The organism is Sandarakinorhabdus cyanobacteriorum (assembly GCF_002251755.1).
Lineage (GTDB): Bacteria > Pseudomonadota > Alphaproteobacteria > Sphingomonadales > Sphingomonadaceae > Sandarakinorhabdus > Sandarakinorhabdus cyanobacteriorum.
Genome location: NZ_NOXT01000108.1, coordinates 38,299 through 52,760, shown reverse-complemented (window position 1 = coordinate 52,760; position 14,462 = coordinate 38,299). Strand labels below are relative to the sequence as shown.

Below are 14,462 nucleotides of genomic sequence, written 5' to 3'. Positions count from 1 at the left end.
GTTCCCCCAAGACCCCGCAGCACTGGCTGCGGGGTTTCTTGTTTCAGGGCCCGACTGATGAACGCGCATCCGCAGCAGATCTGGACCGATTGGCAGGCGCAGCAGCGGGCGGCGCGGATCAGCACGGCCGATCTGTTGGCCGAAGTGGGGCTTTCGGCTGCGGATTTCCCGGCCGGCGTGCTGGCTGCGCCCGATTTCCCGGTTTCGGCACCGCCGCATTTCCGCAGCCTGATCCGGCGCGGCGACCCGGGTGACCCGTTGCTGCGGCAGGTGCTGGCACGCGGAGAGGAGGCGCTGCCGCAGCCTGGCCGGCTGACCGACCCGCTGGAAGAGGCTGATTATCGTGCGGCACCGGGCCTGCTGCGCAAATATCGCAGCCGGGCGCTGATGATCGCATCGGGCGCCTGCGCCATCCATTGCCGTTACTGTTTCCGCCGCCATTATGATTATGGCGCCGCGATGCTGACCCGCGCTGGCGAGGCCGAGGCACTGGCCGCCATCGCCGCCGATCCGGCCATCGAGGAGGTGATCCTGTCGGGCGGGGACCCGCTGTCGCTGAACGATGCGCGGCTGGACGGGCTGGTGACGGCGATTGCCGCCGTGCCGCATGTCGGGACGCTGCGCCTGCACAGCCGCACGCTGATGACCATTCCGGATCGGGTGACGCCGGCGCTGATCCGGCTGTTGACCGGCACGCGGCTGGCCGTGGTGATCGTGGCGCACAGCAATCATGCCAATGAGATTTCCGCCGATGTGGCGGCCGCGCTCGGCCGGCTGCGGGCGGCGGGGGTGACGCTGCTCAACCAGTCCGTGCTGCTGGCCGGGGTCAATGACGATGCCGCCACCATCGCCGCCCACGCCCGGCGGATCTTTGCCGCCGGCATGCTGCCTTATTACATGCACTTGACCGATCCGGTGGACGGCGCGGCGCATTTCGATGTGGACGAGGGCCGGGCGCGGTTGATCGAGGCCGAACTGCGCGGGATGTTGCCCGGCTATCTGGTGCCGCGCTTTGTGCGCGAGGTGCCGGGGCGGACGGCCAAGACCCCGCTGGCCGACCTCAGCTGAGCGGTGCGGTGCTGACCTGGCCCCAGGGGCCGGTGATTGCCAGCGTCTTGCCGGGGGCATAGACATTGACGAACAGCGTGCGGCCATCGGCGCTGAAGCAGGCGCCGGCCAGTTCGGTCTGGGCGCGCAGCCGGCCGATGGCATAGATCTGCCCGGCCGGGGTGATGCCGCGCAGGTGATTGTCCTGCACCTCGGTATATTGATCCTCGCACACCACCAGATGGCCACCGGGGCCCACGGTGATGTTGTCGCCAAAGTTCATCACGTCGGCGCGGGGCGATTCCACTAACAGATCGAGCTGGCCGGGCGCGTCGGCTTCGCGGGGCGTGCCTTCGTGGGGGGAGGGGCGATAGCGCATGATCTGGCCCAGCTTTGCCTGGCCGCCGCTGGTGCACATGATGAAAATCTGGCCGGCGCCGATGACAATGCCTTCGCCGCGGGCAAACAGCGCGGCACCCTTGGCCGCGCCGCGCAGGCGCAGATCATCCTCACGCGAATCGACACCATCAAGATCGATCCAGCGCACCGCCTGGGGCCGCTGCAGCGGCAGCTGTGCGCCGCTGAAATTGCGCGTGTCGGCAAGACCGCTGGCCAGCGCCAGCGCCTGCAGGCGGCCACCGGCCCTGAGATCGCCGCGCCGGGCCGGCAGCAGGCGATAGATCAGGCTGTCGGCCCGATCTTCGGTGAGATAGACGATGCCGGTGGCGGGATCGACGGCGGCGGCCTCGTGGTTGAAGCGGCCCAGCGCGGTGAGCGGCACGGGATCAACGAGGCCGCGCGCGCGGGCCGGCACTTCGAACACCCAGCCATGGTCGCGGGCGAGGCCGGACTGGCCGGCGCGGCTGACATCCTCCTCGCAGCTGAGCCAGCTGCCCCATGGCGTGGTGCCGCCGGCACAATTGCGGATGGTGCCGGCGAGGCTGAGATGGCGGCGTTCCACCTGGCCGGTGCGGTGGTTGTAGACGATGCTGGTGGTGCCGCCGGGTAGCGGCGTGCCATCCAGCCGGTCATAGGCGGCAAGATTGGTGCCGCCGCCGGCCGGGAAGGCGCCATCCCGGGCGTGGCGGGTGTGGAGTTCGTGGTTGCGCACCAGGATGGTGCGATCCCGATCGAGGCGGAAGGCGCCCATGCCGTCGAACCGGTCGGGCGTGGGCAGGCCATCGTCCATCTTCGTGCCGGCGGCGTCGATCACGCGATAGGCAAAACCGGGCGCCAGATCGAGCAGGCCGGCCGGATCGGGCCGCAGTGGGCCATGGCCAGCAATCGGCATGGAGGTGGCGGCCTGGGCGCGGGCGGCCAGGCCGGCGAGAGCGGTGGCGGCCAGACCGGCCCCGAAATCACGGCGGTTGATGATCATGATGCTGCCTTGCCCGCCCCCTGTTGCAATATCGTGAAACTGAACGGGCGATAACAAGCCTGTTCAGACTGTTCACATGCCGGATGTGCGAATCATCGGTGCATCAACAGGAGCGAAGGATCAAGCGATGCAGATCAAGACGGGCGTGATGGCGGGCCTGATGCTGGCCGGCCTGGCCGTGGCCGCCCCGGCCGCCGCCCAATGGCAGCAGGATGGCTGGCAGCAGCCGCAGGCCGGTTGGCAGGACAGCGGCTGGAATGACAACCGCCGCTGGAATGACGATCGCGGCTGGAATGACCGGCGTGGCTGGAATGATCGCCGCGGCTGGAACGACCGGGATCGCGGCGGCTGGAACCAGCAGGCCGGCTGGAACGATGGCCGAGGCGGCCAGTTTTGCCGCCGCAGCGATGGCAGCACCGGCACGCTGGTGGGGGCCGCCGTGGGCGGGGTGATCGGTTCGGAAGTCGCCCGGCGCGGCGACAAGACCATGGGCGCCGTGCTGGGCGCGGTGGCCGGCGGCCTGTTGGGCCGCAGCGTTGATCGCGGCCGCGTGGTGTGCCGTTGAGCCCCGGAATTTCTGATGGAAGGAGTAAGGTCCATGATGATGCGCAGCGCGATGATGACGGCCACCCTGGCGGGCCTGGCCTTTGCCGCCCCGGCACTGGCCCATGACGATGATTGGCGTGACCGCCGCAACGCCTCCCCGCGCGAAGTGGCGCGCAGTTGGGACCGTGTGCAGGATGAACGCCGCGACCTGGCCCGCGCCCAGTGGCGTGGCGATTGGGACGATGTGCGCGAGGAGCGGCGCGAGCTGCGCCGGGCCGAGCGCGAGTTCCGCGAAGACCGGCGCGATCTGTATCGCGCCGGCTGGGGCGGCGGGCCCGGCAACGGGCGGGGCAATGGTCAGGGCTGGGGCCCCGGTGGCCGGCCCGGCAATGACTGGAGCTGGCGCCAGGACGGCTGGAACCGCCCGGGCTGGCATGCCGAACATTTTTATCGCCAGGGCAATTACCGGCCCTATCAGCTGGGATGGAACGATCCGGTGTGGCGCGGGTATGACAACCGCTATTACTGCCGGCGCAGTGATGGCACCACCGGCCTGATCGTGGGCGGCATCGCCAGCGGTGTGCTGGGCAATGTGCTGGCGCCGGGCGGATCGAAGACGCTGGGCAGCATCATCGGCGGCGCCGCGGGCGCGGCCATCGGCAACAGCATCGATCGCGGCCGGGTGGTCTGCCGATAAGCCTTGGCGGCGATGGCGTTCATCGGAAAATCCGGTTGGACGCCATCGCCACCCCTGGCCTATCGTTTTGCCAAAGGAGACGGACGATGGCCAAGAAGAAGCACAAGGGTGATGAAATCGATCTGGGCATGGCCGATGGCCAGCGCAAGGCGATTGCCGACGGGCTGGCGCGGTTGCTGGCCGACACCTATACCCTGTATCTGAAGACCCACAATTTTCACTGGAACGTGACGGGGCCGCAATTCAATTCGCTGCACCTGATGTTTGAAACCCAATATACCGAATTGGCGCTGGCGGTGGACCTGATCGCCGAGCGTATCCGCGCCCTGGGCGAACCGGCGCCGGGCAGTTATTCGGCCTTCGCGACATTGTCGACCATCAAGGAGGCGGACGGCGTGCCCAAGGCGGACGAGATGGTGCGCATCCTGGCCGAAGACCAGCTGGCCGTGGTGCGCACCGCCCGCGCGGTGTTCCCGTTGGCCGATGCGGCCCATGATGAGCCGACCGCCGATCTTTTGACCCAGCGCATGCAGGTGCACGAAAAGACCGCGTGGATGCTGCGCGCCAACCTGGGTTAACGGCGCAGCACCATGAGCCCCAGCAGGGCGGCGGCGAGGCTGCCGGCGATGATGCCCAGCTTGGCCGCCGCTTCCTGATCGCTGCCGCTGCCAAAGGCCAGCGCGGCGATGAACAGGCTCATGGTGAAGCCGATGCCGCACAGGAGGCTGAGGCCCCAGAGCTGGCGGGTGGTGGCGTGGGCCGGCATGTCGACGATCTTCAGCCGCACCAGCGCCATGATGGCGCCGAAGATGCCGATCTGCTTGCCCAGCAGCAGCCCCAGCGCAATGCCCAGCACCAGCGGATCGAGCGCGGCGGCCAGAGACAGACCGCGCAGATCGACGCCGGCATTGGCAAAGCCGAAGATCGGCACGATCACAAAGCCGACGATGGGCGCCAGCGCATGTTCGACCCGCAGCAGCGGGCTTTCCCGGTCTTCCGGCGTGCCCGGTGTGGTGCGGATCGGCAGGGCGAGCGCGGTGATGACACCGGCCAGGGTGGCGTGGATGCCGCTCATGTGGATGGCCAGCCACAGGCCGGCACCGAGCACCAGATAAGGCCAGATTGCCTGCACGCGCCGCCATGACAGAAGGGCGAGCGCCGCAGTGAGAGCGGCAGCAGCGGCAAGCGCGGCGAGGTTGAGGCCGGTGGTGTAAACGGCGGCGATGACGACGATGGCGCCCAGATCATCGATGACGGCAATCGCGGTGAGCAGCAGTTTCAGGCTGGCGGGCACGCGGTCGCCCAGCAGCGCCATGACGCCCAGCGCAAAGGCGATATCGGTGGCGGTCGGGATGGCCCAGCCCGGCAGATTGCCCGGCGCCGCGCGGTTGATGGCGAGATAGACCAAGGCCGGCACCGCCATGCCGGCTGCGGCGGCCACGCCGGGCAGGATCCGGCGCGGCCAGCTGGCCATTTCACCATCGACAAATTCGCGCTTGATCTCGCAACCGACCAGCAGGAAGAAGATCGCCATCAGGCCATCGTTTATCCAGTGCAACAGACCCATCGGGCCGATCTGCACGTGGAGCAGATGGAAATATTGATCGGACAAGGGGCTGTTCGCAGCAAACAGCGCGGCGGCGGCGGCCATCATCAGCACCTGGCCGCCGCTGGCCTGGCTGGCCAACAGTTCGCGGATCACCGTGAAGCGCAAACGGGGCAGGGCGGGGCGCATGCCCCTGATCTATCAGGCCCGGTGCGCAGGTGGAATCAAAACCGGTCAGCGCGTGTAGTTGGTTTCGACCCAGTCGCGGTAGCTGCCGTCGATCACGGCGCGCCACCAGGCTTCGTTGGCGAGATACCAGTGCAGGGTTTCCGCAAAGCCCTGTTCGAAGGTGCGGGCCGGGGCATAGCCCAGTTCGGCGCGCGCCTTGGTTTCATCGATGGCATAGCGGCGATCATGGCCGGGGCGATCGGTGACAAAGGTCTTGAGGCTGGCGGTGGGCTGGCCCTTGGCGGCGGGCGCATCCGGGAAGCGGGCAGCCAGGCCGGGATCGGCGGCAAAGGCGGCATCCACCGCCGCGCACAGGGTTTCAATGACGGTGAGGTTGGGCAGTTCGGCGCCGCCGCCGATGTTGTAGGTCTCACCCACCTGGCCCTTCAGCAGGCAAGCCTCGATGCCGCGGCAATGATCCTCGACGTGCAGCCAGTCGCGGATCTGCATGCCATCGCCATAGATGGGCAGCGGCCGGCCGTGCAGCGCGTTGATCAGGAACAGCGGGATCAGCTTTTCCGGGAACTGGTAAGGCCCGTAATTGTTTGAACAATTGCTGGTGGTGACATTCAGCCCATAGGTGTGGTGCCAGGCGCGCACAAGATGGTCGCTGGCGGCCTTGCTGGCCGAATAGGGGCTGTTGGGGGCATAGGCCGTGGTCTCGCTGAACGCCGGATCATTGGGGCCCAGCGTGCCATAGACCTCGTCGGTGGAGACATGGTGGAAGCGGTGGGGCTTGCCGCCGTCGGCCAGCCACACGGCGCGGGCGGCGGTGAGCAGCGACAGCGTGCCGATGACATTGGTATCGACAAAGGCGGCCGGGCCGTGGATCGAGCGGTCGACATGGCTTTCGGCGGCGAAGTGCACGATGGTGTCGATGTTCCCATCGCGAAGAAGTTGTTCGACCAGCGCGGTGTCGCGGATGTCGCCGTGGACGAAGTTGACGCTGTTGGCGCCTTCCAGATTGGCGCGGTTGCCGGCGTAGGTGAGGGCATCGAGCACGGTGACAGTGTCATGGGGGTGATGCCGGCGCCAGTAATGCACGAAATTGGCGCCGATGAAGCCGGCGCCGCCGGTGACGAGAAGATGGCTCATGCCAGCATGTCCTTCAGGCAATCGATCAGTTCGGCCCGCCAGTGGCGCGCCGGACCGGTGATGGCAAAGCTGCTGGCCTTGTCGAGCACGCTATAGGCCGGGCGCTGCGCCGGGGTGGGATAATCGCTGGTGGCGATGGGAATGATGGGCACCTGGCGGGCGAGCAGGCCGAGCTGCAGCGCTTCGTCCTGGATGGCCACGGCAAAATCATACCAGCTGGCAACGCCGGCATCCGTCCAGTGGAACAGGCCGCTGTGGCCGTCGAGCGCCCAGATTGCGCGGGCGAGGCTGGCGGCATGGGTGGGCGTGCCGATCTGATCGGCGACCACCCGCACCTCGTCCCGTTCCGCCATCAGGCGCAGCATGGTGCGGACAAAGTTGTTGCCTTGCGCGGCATAGACCCAGGCGGTGCGGATGATCAGCGGCGACGGGTGATGGGCCTGGGCGGCCTGTTCGCCGGCCAATTTGGTGCGGCCATAGGCGCCGGCGGGAGCGGGCGGGGTTGCGGGGGCATAGGGCGTGTGACCCCGGCCATCGAAGATATAATCGGTGGAAATCTGCACGAAGCGCGTGCCCGATCTGGCCGCGGCGGTGGCAAGATGGGCGACAGCGGTGGCGTTGACGAGCAGCGCGGTGGCCTCTTCGGCCTCCGCCTTGTCAACCGCCGTCCAGGCCGCGGCGTTGACCAGCAGATCGGGCGCGGTGTCGGCGACGATCCGGGCGACAGCATCGGCGTTGGTGATGTCAAACTCGGCCTCGGGCGGGGCGATCAGGGTGACGCCGGCCGGCGCCGTGGCGGCCAGCGCCCGGCCCAACTGCCCACCGCTGCCGGCAACCAGCACCTTCATGCGAACAGCTCCGCATCGGCGAGCAGCGGCGCAATGGCATCCTTGCCCGAAAGGGTCGGCACAGTGCCGACATCGGGCCAGGCGATGCCGATGGCCGGATCATCCCAGCGGATCGCCCGTTCATCGGCCGGATTGTAGAAGCTGGTCACCTTGTACATGAAATCCGCGCTGTCGCTGGTGACGATGAAGCCATGGGCAAATCCCGGCGGCACCCACAGCATGCGGTGGTTTTCCGCCGAGAGTTCATAGCCGACCCATTGGCCGAAGTGCGGCGAGGACCGGCGGATATCCACCGCCACATCGAACACCGCGCCTTGGGTCACGCGCACCAGCTTTCCCTGCGGGTCGTTCAGTTGATAGTGCAACCCGCGCAGCACGCCCCGGGCCGAGCGGCTGTGATTGTCCTGCACGAAATCCAGATCGAGGCCGAGGCCGGCAAAGGTGCGGCGGTTCCAGCTTTCCATGAAAAATCCGCGCGCGTCGCCGAACACGCGCGGTTCGATCAGCTTCACGCCGGGCAGTGGGGTGTCGACGACGTTCATCGGCCGGCCTTCAGTTGGCCGAGAAGATATTCGCCATAGCCCGATTTGCGCAGCGGTTCGGCGATCCGGGCCAGCTGGGCATCATCGATCAGGCCGCGCCGCCAGGCGATTTCCTCGGGACAACAGATCTTGAGGCCCTGCCGTTCCTCGACAATGCGGACATAGAGCGCGGCATCGAGCAGAGAGCTGTGGGTGCCGGTATCAAGCCAGGCAAAGCCGCGGCCCATGAGTTCGACATTGAGCTTGCCGGCCTCGAGGTAGCGGCGGTTGAGATCGGTGATTTCCAGCTCACCGCGTGGGCTGGGCTTCAGGTCGCGCGCCAGCGCCACGGCATCGCCATCATAGAAATAGAGGCCGGTGACGGCATAGTTGCTCTTGGGGACCGCCGGCTTTTCCTCGATGGTTTCGGCGCGGCCCTGCGCATCGAAGGAGACGACGCCATAGGCCTGCGGATCCTTGACATAATAGCCAAAGACGGTGGCGCCATCGGTGCGGGCGGCGGCGCTGGCCAGCAGTTCGGGCAGGCCGTGGCCGTGAAAGATATTGTCCCCCAAAATCAGCACGCTGGGGTCGTTGCCGACGAAGTCCGCGCCGATGTGATAGGCCTGCGCCAGCCCTTCCGGGCGCGGCTGCTGGGCATATTGGATGTTCATGCCCCAATCGCTGCCGTCACCCAGCAGGCCCTGGAAAGCCGGTGCATCCTTCGGCGTGGTGATGATCAGCACGTCGCTGATCCCCGCCAGCATCAGCACCGACAGCGGGTAATAGATCATCGGTTTGTCATAGACCGGCATCAGCTGTTTCGAGACTGGTTTGGTGAGCGGATAGAGCCGGGTGCCAGAGCCGCCGGCTAGGATGATGCCGCGCCGTTTGGTACCCATCATGCCGTTCCCTTGATGAACCGGCGCAGGAGGCCGGCAAAGCTTTTCAATTGCTGCAGCAGCGGCTCGCGCCGGGCGGCTTCGGTGACAGCCAGGCCCAGATAGCGTGGCACCGGCCGGCCGGCGACGCGCATCGCCCACAGGCGCGACAGCACCTGGCGCTTGCGTCGGGCCTGGTGCGGCTGCATGCGGATGATGTGATCCACCGGCACCGCTTCGGTGGCAACGGCGCCGGCGGCGCGGGCGGCATCCAGCACGGCAAGGCCGGCCGGCGTGCGGGCCATCACCAGGCTGCGACCATCGGTTTCCTCGAAACTTGGGTAGCCGCGATCATCGCCATACCAGGCGTCGGCGCAGGCAACATCGGCGGCCGCGCCCACGGCATCGGCGCAGATCTTGCAGCGGAACTGGATTTCCTTTGACAGTATCTGACCCCAGCTGTCGTTGTAGGTCATCCGCCGCGTGCTGCCATCGGCCAGCGTGGCGGTGGCATAGCCGGGCCAACCATCGCCGCGAAAGCGGAAACCGGTGACATCATCGGGCCTAACAGAAAGATGATCGAGGATGCGGCCCACCGCCCGGTCAGACGGGATGCCGGCACAGAAGAAGGCCAGCATCAGCGGCACGCGCGCCGCCAGCGCCGGATCGGACCTGACCCGGGCGCGCAGGGCAGCCACGTCGCAGGGTTTGCCGACAAAGGCGAAGCGACCGGGCCGGGCCAGCCAGTCGTTCAAGCCAGCCAGCGGCGAACTTTGGGCATAGCGGGAGCCCGCAGCGGCCATGATATCGTCAACGCTGGTGGAGATGCTGGTGATGTTGCCGGTGGGCCGGGCGGGATCGGCGCGCACCTGCACGACAAAATCGACAAGGCCGCTGGCCAGTGCATGGGCGAGCAGGGCCGAGATCATGCCACCCGACGAGGCGCGGTAGCGCATCGCCGCATCGGTGGCATGGCCCACGCCGGTGAAGCGCTGCGGCCCCCACAGCGGCTCGGCCGGATCATGCGGATTGTCCGTCTCGTCGACCACCAGGCCGGGGCAGGCGGCGGCGATGGCGGCATCTTCGGCCGATGTGACTGCACCGATCTGTTCCGGCCGGGCCCAACCTGGGCCGGCGCTGGCCATGCGGATGCCCGGCGACACGGCAGCACACAGACCGCAGCCGGTGCAGCTGTCCGCCTGTTTTACCTTTGCCAGAAAGTCCGCAGCCATGGCCTTGCCACCGTTGGTCAACAGGTTCGTGCCGCGGCTCCATTGGAACCGGGCGGGTCAGGCCGGGCCGGCGGCACCGGCCCGGTCGCCATTATTTGGCTGCGCTGCCGGCCGGTTTGGCAGCAGCGGCCTTGGCAGCCCCGGCCTTGGCGCGGGCTTCCTGTGCAGCCTTTTCCTTGGCGGTGGCAGCGGTGGCCTTGTCGAGGGCCTGGGCGGTCTTTTCCGGCGTGTCATAGCCGGCGGCATAGATGATCTTGCCGTTGTTCAGCTCGCGCAGACGGGTGAGTTCGGCCTGCAGGCGCTTGGAGATTTCCTGGCGCTGGATCAGCTGCTGGGCATAGGAAATGGCCCGTTCGCCGATGAACGGCTCGGTCTTCTGCTCGCTGACGACGTTGATGTAGACGATCGGCGCCGGGGCACCGGCTGGCTGATCGGTGAACATGAAGGGTTCGCCGTTCGGGCCCTGGGCAAGGCGGACGATTTCCTTGCTGAGCCGCGGATCAAGCAGCAGCGTGTCGATCTGCTGGGGCGCGCGGCGGAATTCGATGTTGGCATCCAGCAGCATGCGTTCCACCGCCACCATGTTCTTGGCATCGGCGAGCGGAATCTTTTCCATCAGCGGGGTCTGCAGCAACTGGATCTGATCGAGGATGAGGATGCGGCGATCACCGAAGATGATCGGGTTTTCCTCAATGAACTTCTGGGCCTGTTCGCGCGGGGTGGTGGACACCTTGCCGGCGACTTCGGCCTGCAGGGCCTGCACCAGCAGATTTTCATCGTTGCGGGCCTTGGCCAGCACGAATTGCGGCGACTGGTCCAGCTTGCGCTTGCGGGCTTCGGCGGCCAGCATCTTGCGTTCGATGACGCGGGCCAGGCCCACGGATTCAATCAGCTTTTGGGACACGCCGCCGGCCTGGTTGGCGATGCCGTTGGCTTCCATGCTGACTTCGTTGATGGTCACTTCCTGACCATCGACCGTGGCGACGACCTGACCTTCGGGCTTGCCGGCCTTTTCATTGCAGGCGGCCAGCAACAGGCCAGTGGCAGACAGCAGCAGCAACTGCTTGGGAAAATTGGCCATCATCGTCTCCATCTCATGTTTGATACGGCCGTGGGATGCCGCAGTTGCTTCCTCTTGCCGCGCCTGCCAGCCATGGTCAATGCCCGTATGGCGGCGGGCAAGCAGACGCGCCAATCATCGGCGGGCAATGCTCGCAAACAGCCCGGCCAGTGCATCAACATAGGTCTTCAGCCCAGCATTGATGCGCGGCTGGGCGGCGGCGATGGCGGTGGCAAGTTCGGCGCGCCGATCAATCCCGGTCAGGATCTGCGCCAGGGCTGCCTCATCATCCATGTCGCGGCGCACGAGCCAGTCATAGCCAAAGCCGCCGAACAGGCCTTCGAATTTGCGGCTGTAGCTGATCGGTACCACCGGCACGCCGCTGGAAAAGGCGCCGATGGTGGCGTGCATGCGGGCACCGGTCAGGAAATCCAGACCGGAAATGAAGCTTTTGGCGGCACTGGCTGACTGGAAATCCGGGTGGCGGTGAAGAGCCGGATATTGCGCCTTCAGGCGATCACTGGCGGCGGCATCATCGTCATTGGGCATGTGCGGGGCAATCACGTGGGGCACCAGATGGATGTCGCAATCGCCGCGGGCCAGCAGGGTTTCGATCAGGCGCCGGGTGAGCGCGGCATAATCATAGCCCAGGCCATATTGGTTGCCGCCGGCATAGCCGCCGTTCATCAGCAGACCCGAGACATTGAGACCGATCTGCAGTCGTTCCGGTGTCTTGGCGCGGCGGGTGAAGGGCAGGGCGAAGGCGACATCGACGACCTGGGTGGCCGGCACATCGGGTGCCAATTGCTGCAGCGCAGCCATCGACAGGCCGTCGCGCGGGAACACCGCCCTGGCCTTGCGGCAGATCCAGGCGGCGATGGCGCTGTGCGGCTGGCGGCTGAACGGGCCGATGGTCTGTGGGCTGAGCACCAGCGGTGTGCCCATCAGGATCGGCACGATCTTGGTGCCGGTGATATAGGCAAAGCGCTTGTTGGGATAAATGTCGGTGAAACTGTCGCCGGCGCTGATATCCAGCATGATATCGCAGGCGCGGGCATCAGCCAGCAGGCCACGCGGATCAATCATGTAACGGCCGGTGACGTCGCGCTGTTCCAGTGCGAGGCCCGGTTCGGCCAGCGGACCCGGATCGCGGGCGGAAATGATGACGAAACGGGCGTTGATGCCGGCCTGGGTGGCGGCGCGGCGGGCCAGCGCCAGATTGCCGGCGGTGAGCGCGCCCATGCCAAGATTGCTGGCATTTGCGGCGTGCCACAGCAGGCCGACGCGGATTTCAGCTGCGGGCATGATGTCACCTCGTTTCGGACAGGCGGAGCCGGTGGACGGTCATCGGAACGGCCGGCCCAGAGCGGCCCGCGCCAGGGCGCCGGCATTGGCAAATTGCCGCCGGATCAGCCGGCGGCCCAGCATGGCCCAGCACAACAGCCAGTGCAGCGGCCACAGCCAAGGAAAAAACCGGGCGGTGAAGCGCAGGCGTGACCGGGCCAGCCAATATTCGGAAAAGGCGCTGCGCGCTGCTGTAAGGCTGCGCGAGCCGATGGCACGGCCGGCCTTGTGATACACGTTGGCGCCATGGGCAAAGCCGGTGACAAAGGCATTGGTGCCGCGCCGGCGGTTGCGCACCGCCCAGTCAATCTCTTCGAAATACAGGAAATAATCCTCGGCCATTGGGCCGACTTCGCTCAGGAACGGCCGGCTTACGGCCAGGCTGGCGCCAAGCACGAAATCGGTGGCATCGGCGACATCCTGCGGGCTGTAGGCGATGGCGGCAAGCTCCTCGCCGCCGATGGCGCGGCCGGCCCCGGTATATTTGTTGAACACATAGCCATTCAGTGCCTGCAGCCGGTCGGGCTGCCAATAATGGCAGACCACGGTGCCGCACATGCCGATATCGGGGGTGGCATCCATGCGGCGCAGCAGGGCGGCGGGCGCATCGGGGGCGACCACCGTGTCATTGTTGAGCAGCCAGAAATGCCGCAGCCGGCGATCGCTGGCCAGCAGGCGAAGGCCCAGGTTGTTGCCGCCGGCAAAGCCCAGATTGTCGTCGGACAGGATGAGGGTCAGCGGCGCCACTGCACCGGGCGCATCAGAGACGGCGCTGGCCGGCATCTCCACCATCGTGACCGGTTTGGGCAGCGGTGGCACGGTAAAAACCGCCATCGTGTCTGACGCTGGCGCCGGCCGGTAGCGCCCGGCGGCCCAGTCGCGCAGTTTCTGGGCGCTATCGTCGCCGGAGCCATTCTCCACCACGACGATGCGCAGCGCCACAGTGCTGCGCATCAGGCTTTCGAGGCATTCGATGGTATCATCGGCGCCGCGGAAATTGACGATCACAACGCCGAGTGCCGCATCGGGGCCGGCAACGGTGCGGCGGTCAGTCCGGCGGTCTGGGCGGCTGGGGCCAGCGGCAGGGCGGGGAGTGATCACGCCTTGTCCTTCTGCCAATGGGTCCCGGCATCTTCGTTGCCGGCGCCGATCACGCGCAGCATTTCGGCGGCGCGCATCATGCGGATGCGGGCCAGAACCGCCAGGCCGCGCCATTTGTTGGCCAGCCCCGGCACGCGAGGCGACGCCAGCAGGCGCAGGCCATCGATGAGCACCGACACCGGCATCAGCCCGGCCTTGCCCAGCCAAAATAGCACCGGCCGGCCGGCGGCGCGGTGTTCTGCCAAATCATGCGCGATGTGGCGTTGCCACTTGCGCCACAATTCCGCCATGCTGCCCCGCGCCGGGTGATAGACCAGCATCGGCTGGCAATAGGCATGGCGGAAGCCGGCGGCCGTGGCGCGCAGGCCCCAATCGCGATCCTCGGCGATGCCGATGCCTGCAAAGGGGCCAACCGCGGTGAACACATCACGGTGCATGGCCAGGTTGAGCGTGGCGGAAAAACCCTGCTTTTCGATGTACATGCGCTGGCGATAACCGAACACGGCCTCATAGGCTTCCATCGGGGTGAGCCGGTCGGGATCGCGCACATCGATGCGCACATCGCCGCCGGCGAGACCGCGCGCGCCGCCAGCGCGCACGCTGTCCACCGCCGACTGCAGCCAGCCGGGGCCGGCACGGCAATCCGCATCGATGAAGGCCAGGATCGGCGCCCGGGCGGCGGCAATGCCGGCGTTGCGGGCCGGTCCGGGGCCGGGGGTGGTCTCACCGATCAGGCGGACGCCAGGGAACTGCGCCACCGCCGCTTCGGGCGTGATGCGCGAGGCATTGTCGACCACGATGATTTCGACCGCGCCGTCCACCTGCTGTGCCGTGACCGAGGCGAGGCAACGGGCCAGCGCATCGGGCATGTTGAAATGAGGGATGACCACCGAAACCACCGGTTCCGCGCTGTCGGCCTGTTGCGTGCCGGTCATGGT

15 protein-coding genes are annotated in these 14,462 nt (G+C 66.9%); 4 read left to right on the top strand and 11 right to left on the bottom strand.

Annotation, left to right across the window (positions count from 1 at the left end; all coding sequences use genetic code 11):
• Positions 1-57 precede the first annotated feature (57 nt).
• Positions 58-1,068 carry an EF-P beta-lysylation protein EpmB gene (gene epmB, locus CHU93_RS08770; protein WP_094473711.1) on the top strand — a complete coding sequence of 337 codons (1,011 nt, stop codon included), beginning with the start codon at positions 58-60 and terminating at the stop codon, positions 1,066-1,068.
• Here the strand turns inward: epmB and CHU93_RS08765 are convergent.
• Complete coding sequence (locus tag CHU93_RS08765; RefSeq protein WP_207759255.1) at positions 1,061-2,425, bottom strand: alkaline phosphatase PhoX; 1,365 nt, start codon at positions 2,423-2,425, stop codon at positions 1,061-1,063. The two genes, epmB and CHU93_RS08765, sit on opposite strands and share 8 nt — an antisense overlap.
• Positions 2,426-2,552: 127 nt before the next feature.
• Here CHU93_RS08765 and CHU93_RS08760 point away from each other — a divergent pair, with 127 nt between their 5' ends.
• The 3 genes from CHU93_RS08760 to CHU93_RS08750 all read left to right on the top strand — a co-directional run bounded on the left by CHU93_RS08760 (position 2,553) and on the right by CHU93_RS08750 (position 4,246).
• Entirely contained in the window at positions 2,553-2,990 is a 438-nt protein-coding gene (locus tag CHU93_RS08760; RefSeq protein WP_165768670.1) for a glycine zipper 2TM domain-containing protein, read from the top strand.
• A gap of 33 nt (positions 2,991-3,023) precedes the next feature.
• Positions 3,024-3,668: a hypothetical protein gene (locus CHU93_RS08755; RefSeq protein WP_094473709.1), complete on the top strand. Its 645-nt coding sequence runs from the start codon at positions 3,024-3,026 to the stop codon at positions 3,666-3,668.
• A gap of 86 nt (positions 3,669-3,754) precedes the next feature.
• On the top strand, positions 3,755-4,246 hold the full coding sequence (locus CHU93_RS08750) for a Dps family protein (protein WP_094473708.1): 492 nt from the start codon (positions 3,755-3,757) through the stop codon (positions 4,244-4,246).
• Here CHU93_RS08750 and nhaA read toward each other — a convergent pair.
• From nhaA to CHU93_RS08700, 10 genes are all read right to left on the bottom strand, one after another.
• Positions 4,243-5,403 carry a Na+/H+ antiporter NhaA gene (gene nhaA, locus CHU93_RS08745; protein ID WP_094473707.1) on the bottom strand — a complete coding sequence of 387 codons (1,161 nt, stop codon included), beginning with the start codon at positions 5,401-5,403 and terminating at the stop codon, positions 4,243-4,245. The genes CHU93_RS08750 and nhaA overlap by 4 nt on opposite strands.
• Positions 5,404-5,448: 45 nt before the next feature.
• Positions 5,449-6,537: a dTDP-glucose 4,6-dehydratase gene (gene rfbB, locus CHU93_RS08740; RefSeq protein ID WP_094473706.1), complete on the bottom strand. Its 1,089-nt coding sequence runs from the start codon at positions 6,535-6,537 to the stop codon at positions 5,449-5,451.
• A complete protein-coding gene (gene rfbD, locus CHU93_RS08735) occupies positions 6,534-7,385 on the bottom strand; it encodes a dTDP-4-dehydrorhamnose reductase (protein WP_094473705.1) in 852 nt (283 codons plus the stop codon). Before rfbD ends, rfbB begins: the two co-directional genes overlap by 4 nt.
• On the bottom strand, positions 7,382-7,927 hold the full coding sequence (gene rfbC, locus CHU93_RS08730; protein WP_094473704.1) for a dTDP-4-dehydrorhamnose 3,5-epimerase: 546 nt from the start codon (positions 7,925-7,927) through the stop codon (positions 7,382-7,384). The genes rfbD and rfbC overlap by 4 nt, the downstream gene beginning before the upstream one ends.
• Positions 7,924-8,811: a glucose-1-phosphate thymidylyltransferase RfbA gene (gene rfbA / locus CHU93_RS08725; protein WP_094473703.1), complete on the bottom strand. Its 888-nt coding sequence runs from the start codon at positions 8,809-8,811 to the stop codon at positions 7,924-7,926. Before rfbA ends, rfbC begins: the two co-directional genes overlap by 4 nt.
• Complete coding sequence (locus CHU93_RS08720) at positions 8,808-10,019, bottom strand: Coenzyme F420 hydrogenase/dehydrogenase, beta subunit C-terminal domain (RefSeq protein ID WP_094473728.1); 1,212 nt, start codon at positions 10,017-10,019, stop codon at positions 8,808-8,810. Before CHU93_RS08720 ends, rfbA begins: the two co-directional genes overlap by 4 nt.
• Positions 10,020-10,110: 91 nt before the next feature.
• A complete protein-coding gene (locus tag CHU93_RS08715) occupies positions 10,111-11,214 on the bottom strand; it encodes a hypothetical protein (RefSeq protein ID WP_094473702.1) in 1,104 nt (367 codons plus the stop codon).
• Positions 11,215-12,384: a polysaccharide pyruvyl transferase family protein gene (locus CHU93_RS08710; protein ID WP_086117532.1), complete on the bottom strand. Its 1,170-nt coding sequence runs from the start codon at positions 12,382-12,384 to the stop codon at positions 11,215-11,217. It lies immediately after the preceding gene.
• Between the two features lie 39 nt (positions 12,385-12,423).
• The gene (locus tag CHU93_RS08705; protein WP_094473701.1) at positions 12,424-13,524 is read right to left on the bottom strand and encodes a glycosyltransferase family 2 protein; all 1,101 of its coding nucleotides are present in this window, start codon (positions 13,522-13,524) and stop codon (positions 12,424-12,426) included.
• Positions 13,521-14,459, bottom strand: a complete 939-nt coding sequence (locus CHU93_RS08700; protein ID WP_094473700.1) for a glycosyltransferase family 2 protein — start codon at positions 14,457-14,459, stop codon at positions 13,521-13,523. Before CHU93_RS08700 ends, CHU93_RS08705 begins: the two co-directional genes overlap by 4 nt.
• Positions 14,460-14,462 lie beyond the last annotated feature (3 nt).

Coding starts and splice junctions, on each gene's coding strand:
- epmB (WP_094473711.1), top strand. CDS start 58: ATGAACGCGCATCCGCAGCAGATCTGGACCGATTGGCAGGCGCAGCAG.
- CHU93_RS08710 (WP_086117532.1), bottom strand. CDS start 12,384: ATGCCCGCAGCTGAAATCCGCGTCGGCCTGCTGTGGCACGCCGCAAAT.
- CHU93_RS08755 (WP_094473709.1), top strand. CDS start 3,024: ATGATGATGCGCAGCGCGATGATGACGGCCACCCTGGCGGGCCTGGCC.
- CHU93_RS08765 (WP_207759255.1), bottom strand. CDS start 2,425: ATGATCATCAACCGCCGTGATTTCGGGGCCGGTCTGGCCGCCACCGCT.
- rfbB (WP_094473706.1), bottom strand. CDS start 6,537: ATGAGCCATCTTCTCGTCACCGGCGGCGCCGGCTTCATCGGCGCCAAT.
- CHU93_RS08720 (WP_094473728.1), bottom strand. CDS start 10,019: ATGGCTGCGGACTTTCTGGCAAAGGTAAAACAGGCGGACAGCTGCACC.
- nhaA (WP_094473707.1), bottom strand. CDS start 5,403: ATGCGCCCCGCCCTGCCCCGTTTGCGCTTCACGGTGATCCGCGAACTG.
- rfbD (WP_094473705.1), bottom strand. CDS start 7,385: ATGAAGGTGCTGGTTGCCGGCAGCGGTGGGCAGTTGGGCCGGGCGCTG.
- CHU93_RS08700 (WP_094473700.1), bottom strand. CDS start 14,459: ATGACCGGCACGCAACAGGCCGACAGCGCGGAACCGGTGGTTTCGGTG.
- rfbA (WP_094473703.1), bottom strand. CDS start 8,811: ATGATGGGTACCAAACGGCGCGGCATCATCCTAGCCGGCGGCTCTGGC.
- CHU93_RS08750 (WP_094473708.1), top strand. CDS start 3,755: ATGGCCAAGAAGAAGCACAAGGGTGATGAAATCGATCTGGGCATGGCC.
- CHU93_RS08760 (WP_165768670.1), top strand. CDS start 2,553: ATGCAGATCAAGACGGGCGTGATGGCGGGCCTGATGCTGGCCGGCCTG.
- rfbC (WP_094473704.1), bottom strand. CDS start 7,927: ATGAACGTCGTCGACACCCCACTGCCCGGCGTGAAGCTGATCGAACCG.